The sequence below is a fragment of the Streptomyces zhaozhouensis genome, from assembly GCF_900230195.1.
Taxonomy (GTDB): domain Bacteria; phylum Actinomycetota; class Actinomycetes; order Streptomycetales; family Streptomycetaceae; genus Streptomyces; species Streptomyces zhaozhouensis.
The window spans coordinates 1-4607 of sequence record NZ_OCNE01000046.1; the positions used below are offsets into that span (position 1 = coordinate 1).

The 4607-nt window shown below is 75.0% G+C and carries 1 protein-coding gene; it reads left to right on the top strand.

The features are described 5' to 3' along the window. A partial coding sequence (locus tag CRP51_RS27820) for a type I polyketide synthase (RefSeq protein WP_141514707.1) occupies positions 1 to 4607 on the top strand: 4607 nt, incomplete at both ends.

Sequence of the window (4607 nt, forward strand, 5' to 3'; positions counted from 1 at the left end):
TACTGGGTGCGGCATGTGCGGGAGGCGGTTCGGTTCGCCGATGCCGTCGCCTCGTTGAGCGGCGAGGGTGTGACCACGTTTGTCGAGGTGGGGCCCGGTGGGACGTTGGCCGCGCTGGGGCAGGAGTGCGTGCCTGAGGCGGTGTTTGTGCCGGTGTTGCGCGGGGGCCGGGCCGAGCCGGTTGCCGCGCTGACCGCCGTGGGTCAACTCCACGCGCGGGGCGTTTCGTTGGACTGGTCGGCGTTCTTCCCGGGTGCCAGCAGCCGGCACGTGGATCTGCCGACGTACGCGTTCCAGCGGGAGCGCTACTGGCTGGACGCCCCGACGACGGTCGGGGACGTCACGGCGGCGGGTCTCGGCGCGGCGGAGCATCCGCTGTTGGGCGCGGCGGTGGCGGTGGGTGGCACCGACGGGGTGCTGTTGACCGGCCGGCTGTCGGTGCGGACCCATCCGTGGCTGGCCGACTACGCCGTCCACGGCGCGGTGTCGCTGCCCGGCACGGCGTTCGTCGAGCTGGCGGTGCGGGCCGGTGACCAGGTCGGTTGCGAGCTGGTGGAGGAGCTGACGGTGGGGGCGCCGCTGGTCCTGCCGGCGAGCGGTGCGGTGCGGGTGCAGGTGTGGGTGGGCGCGGCGGACGGCTCGGGGCGCCGCGAGTTGACGGTCTACTCGCGCGAGGGTGAGTCCGACGACGACGGCCGGGCCTGGACCCGGCACGCCGCCGGTGTGCTGCGGGAAGGCGCGCCGTCGACCGGCGTTTCCCTCGCCGAGTGGCCGCCCGCCGGCGCCAAGGTCGCCGACCTGGACGGCCTCCAGGACGGGCTGGCCGAGCGGGGCTTCGACCACGGCCCGGTGTTCCAGGGGCTGCGGGCCGCCTGGCGGCGCGGCGACGAGGTGTTCGCCGAGGTCGCCCTCCCCGAGGGGGTGGGCGTCAACGGCTTCGGGCTGCACCCGGCGCTGCTGGACGCGGCGCTGCACGCCGTCGGACTGACGGGCGACGAGGGCGGGGCGCCGTTCTCCTGGTCCGGGTTCCGGCTGCACGCGGCCGGTGCGACGGTGTCGCGTGTGCGGCTCTCCTCGGTCGGCGGGGGTGGGGTGTCGCTGGTGGTGGCCGATGGTGCGGGCGCGCCGGTGGCCACCGCCGACTCGGTGGTGCTGCGTCCCGCCACGGTGGAACAGCGAGGCGTCGAGGGCCTGTTCGGCGTCGACTGGATCGCCGTCCCGGAACCGGGCGACACGGCACCCGAGCTGACCGGGACGCGGGTGGAGACCTGCCCGGTCGGCTCCGGCGCCGATCCGGTGGCCGAGGCGCACGCGGCGGCGCACTGGGCGTTGGGCACCGTCCGGTCATGGCTCGATGAGGAACGGCCCGAGGCGGGGCGTCTCGTCGTCGTCACCCGTGGCGCCGTGGCCGTTTCGGCCGGCGAGGCGGTGGACGACATGGCGGCCGCCGCTGTGTGGGGACTGGTGCGGTCGGCGCAGTCGGAGAACCCCGACCGGATCGTGCTGCTGGACCTGGACGACGAGGCCGCGCTGGACGCGGTGCTGCCGACCGCGTTGGCCGTTGGCGAGCCGCAACTCGCGCTGCGCGACGGGGAGATACACATACCTCGGCTGTCCCGTGTGATGCCCGGCGCGGTCGAGGACGCCGGTTTCGGCGCGGGTTCGGTGCTGGTGACGGGCGCGACGGGCACCCTGGGCGCTCTCGTAGCGCGGCATCTGGTGGCCGAACGGGGCGTGTCGCGCCTGCTGTTGGTGAGTCGGCGTGGCGCGGCGGCGGAAGGCGCCGGTGAACTGCGTGCGGAGCTTGAGGCGTTGGGCGCCGAGGTGGTCTTCGCCGCCTGCGACGTCGCCGAACGCGAGGCCGTGGCAGCGTTGTTGGACGAACACCCGGTGACGGCCGTGGTGCACACCGCCGGAGTGCTGGACGACGGGACGATCGGTTCGCTCACCCCGGAGCGGATCGACACGGTCTTCCGGCCGAAGGTGGACGCGGCCTGGCATCTGCACGAGCTGACCCGCGACCTGGACCTCTCCGCGTTCGTGCTGTTCTCCTCGGCCGCCGGCGTCCTCGGCGGCCCCGGGCAGGGCAACTACGCGGCGGCCAACGCCTTCCTCGACGCCCTGGCCGAGCACCGCCGCGCCGCCGGGCTGCCCGCCACCTCCCTCGCCTGGGGCCTCTGGGCCGATACCGGCGGGATGGCCGGGGGCCTGGGCGCCGGCGATGTGCGGCGGATCATCGACGCCGGCATGGTCCCCATCGGCGCCGAGCAGGGCCGTGCGCTCCTGGACGCGGCCGGTTCGACCGACCGGGCCGTCCTCGTTCCGCTGCCGCTGGACCTGCCGACCTTGCGCCGTCAGGCGCGCACCGGGCCGGTGCCGCCGCTGCTGCGCGGTCTGGTGCGGGCCCCGGCCCGTCGGACGGCCGCCGCCGGCTCCGTCGTCGCGGTCGCCGGGTCGGCGCTGGCGCAGTCGCTGGCCGGGCTGACCGCGGCCGAGCGGGAGAGGGCGCTGCTCGACCTGGTGCGCGACCGGGTGGCGGCCGCCCTCGGCCACAGCTCGGCGCGCGCCATCACCCCCGAACGCCCGTTCAAGGAGCTGGGCTTCGACTCGCTCAGCTCCGTGGAGCTGCGCAACCGGCTCAACACCGCGACCGAGCTGCGTCTGCCCGCGACCCTCGTCTACGACTACCCGACCCCGGCCGCGCTCGCCGCGCACCTCGGCGCCGAACTGCTGGGCGGAGTGCTGGCCGCCGCCCCCGAGGGGCCGGCCCCCACCGCCACGGACGAGCCGATCGCCATCGTCGGGATGGCCTGCCGCTTCCCGGGCGGAGTCACCTCGCCCGAGGACCTGTGGCGGTTGGTCTCCGAGGGCCGCGACGCGGTCGCCGACTTCCCCACCGACCGGGGCTGGGACCTGGCGTCGCTCTACCACCCGGACCCGGCCCACTCGGGCACCTCCTACAGCCGGCTGGGCGCGTTCCTCGACCGGGTGGCCGAGTTCGACCCGGCGTTCTTCGGGATCTCGCCGCGTGAGGCGTTGGCGATGGACCCGCAGCAGCGGCTGCTGCTGGAGACCTCCTGGGAGGTGCTGGAGCGCGCCGGCATCGACCCGGGCAGCCTGCGCGGCAGCCGGTCCGGCGTCTTCGTCGGCACCAACGGCCAGGACTACGCCGGGCTGGCCGCCGACCAGCCCGGCGTCGAGGGCTACGCGGGCACCGGCAACGCGGCCAGCGTCATCTCCGGCCGGCTCTCCTACACCTTCGGCCTTGAGGGGCCCGCGGTCACGGTCGACACCGCCTGCTCCTCCTCGCTGGTCGCCCTGCACTCCGCCGTGCAGGCGCTGCGTTCGGGTGAGTGCGAGCTGGCGCTGGCCGGCGGCGTGACGGTGATGTCCACGCCGGCCGCGTTCGTCGAGTTCAGCCGGCAGCGCGGGCTGGCGGTCGACGGGCGGTGCAAGGCGTTCGCGGAGAGCGCGGACGGCACCGGCTGGGGCGAGGGCGTGGGGATGCTGCTGGTGGAGCGGCTCTCCGACGCGCGGCGGAACGGGCACCGGGTGCTGGCCGTGGTGAAGGGCTCCGCGGTCAACCAGGACGGCGCGTCCAACGGGCTGACCGCGCCCAACGGCCCTTCCCAACAGCGCGTGATCCGCCAGGCGTTGGCGTCGGCCGGGCTGACGGCCGCCGACGTGGACGCGGTGGAGGCACACGGCACCGGCACCCGGCTCGGCGACCCGATCGAGGCGCAGGCGCTGCTGGCGACCTACGGCCAGGGCAGGGGCGAGGGCGAGCCGCTGTGGCTGGGTTCGGTGAAGTCGAACATCGGCCACACGCAGGCGGCGGCCGGCGTCGCCGGGGTCATCAAGATGGTGATGGCGCTCCGGCACGGCGTGCTGCCCGGCACCCTGCATGTGGACGAGCCGTCGAGCCATGTCGACTGGTCGGCGGGTGCGGTGCGGTTGCTGACGGAGGAGCGTTCCTGGCCGGCGGTGGGGCGGCCGTGGCGGGCTGGTGTGTCGTCGTTCGGGTTCAGCGGTACCAACGCGCACACCATCATCGAGCAGGCGCCGGTCAGCGAGACGGCGGAGCCCGGCCGTGTCTGGACCGGGGGCGAGGTGCTGCCCTGGGTGCTGTCGGCCAGGAGCGCGGGGGCCCTGCGGGCGCAGGCCGCCCGGCTCGCCGCCTTTGTGACGGAGGCGCCCGACCTCGGGCCGCTGGACATCGGTCATGCCCTGGTGACCTCGCGGGCGGCGCTGGAACACCGTGCGGTGGTGGTCGCCGGTGAACGCCATGAGTTCGTCGCCGCGTTGGCGGCGTTGGCCGAGGGCCGCTCCGGCGGCGCGGCGGTGCGGGGCGAAGTCCCGGACGAGCCGGGGCGGTTGGCGTTTCTGTTCTCGGGTCAGGGTGCGCAGCGGTTGGGGATGGGGCGTGAGCTGGCGGCGCGTTTCCCGGTGTTCGCGGAGGCGCTGGATGAGGTGTTGGGGGAGTTCGGGCCCGAGGTGCGGGCGGTGTTGTTCGGTGCGGACGAGGGGGCGTTGAACGAGACGGGGGTGACTCAGCCGGCGTTGTTCGCGGTGGAGGTGGCGCTCTTCCGGCTTCTTGAGTCGTGGGG